This window comes from Treponema sp. R80B11-R83G3 (genome assembly GCF_054786115.1).
Window position 1 is genome coordinate 1 of sequence record NZ_BDHF01000471.1, and the last position, 477, is coordinate 477.

Sequence of the window (477 nt, forward strand, 5' to 3'; positions counted from 1 at the left end):
AAGGTAGATGATACTCGCTGTGTCCTCCGCCGGACCGATGTGGGTTTTGAACATCAGGTTGAACTTGCGGGTGTCGGTCAGCTCTCCTCCGCAGTCGGGACATTTTTTCGCAGTAAGATTTTCCTGCGGGATTTGATCTGCCCGAAAGCGGGATTTGCACTTTTTGCAATCGACTAACGGGTCGGTAAAGTTTTCAACGTGTCCCGACGCTTCCCATGTTCGGGGGTGCATCAAAATAGCCGCGTCCAGCCCCACGATATTGTCGTGGAGACGGGTCATTTCCTTCCACCACGCTTGCCGAAACTGCCAAACAGGGAACAAACTACGACGCGATAATTCTTCCCGGCGGAATGCCCGGCACGGCAAATTTGGCTGCTTCAAAAGAGACAGGCGCTCTTGTCAAAGACATGGCAGCTAACGGAAAATTGGTCTGCGCGATTTGCGCCGCTCCCGCTCTTGTACTCGCGCCTCTTGGCT

Annotated in this window: 1 protein-coding gene and 1 pseudogene; one reads left to right on the plus strand and one right to left on the minus strand. The window is 53.9% G+C overall.

Going from position 1 to position 477, the window contains the following annotated elements; genetic code table 11:
* Window positions 1-297, minus strand: a pseudogene (locus ACYVRH_RS14520) (glycine--tRNA ligase); the annotation flags it as partial.
* A 38-nt stretch (window positions 298-335) separates the two neighbouring features.
* On the opposite strand from ACYVRH_RS14520, the gene ACYVRH_RS14525 reads away from it, so the two are divergent.
* The coding region (locus tag ACYVRH_RS14525; protein ID WP_461257575.1) for a DJ-1/PfpI family protein at window positions 336-477 on the plus strand (142 nt) is incomplete at its 3' end.